General features: G+C 47.6%; 1 protein-coding gene. It reads right to left on the reverse strand.

Annotated elements, in window-relative coordinates; translation table 11 throughout:
• Positions 1 to 462 (reverse strand): bacterioferritin (gene bfr / locus ACTHUR_RS18650; RefSeq protein WP_003755417.1); only part of this gene is annotated, 462 nt, incomplete at its 3' end.
• Positions 463 to 508 lie beyond the last annotated feature (46 nt).

The following is a 508-nucleotide window of genomic DNA, read 5'->3' on the forward strand; positions in this document are numbered from 1 at the left end:
CAGTTGGCTTTGGTAGTAGTTGCCTTCGCCGACGAGTTCGATCAGGCGCAGTTGTTGTTCCAGCCAGTGCGCGTGATCTTCTTCAGTGTCTTTCAACTGGGCAATCATCAAATCACGGGTAACGTAGTCTTGTGCTTCTTCGCACAGTTTGATGCCTTTTTTCAATGCATCGCGTACTTCGTATTCGGTGTTCAAATCCGCTTTCAGGCAGGAAATCACGTCGGTACCGATGTTCAGTTCGGCACGGGTCATTTTAGGCGTACCGCCCAGCATCAGGATACGGCGGATGAAGTCTTCGGCGTGAGTGGTTTCTTCTTCCATCTCATGGTTCAGACGCTCGAACAGTTTGTTGTAGCCCCATTCGGAGTACAGGCGTGAGTGGATGAAGTATTGATCGCGTGCAGCTAGCTCGCCGGACAACAGTTCGTTCATATAATCGATAACAGCTTGATTGCCTTGCATAATTCTTTCTCTTTCTTTGAAATTGTAAAGTGTCTGTAAAAAACAT

It is taken from the genome of Neisseria sp. P0021.S007 (genome assembly GCF_051956855.1).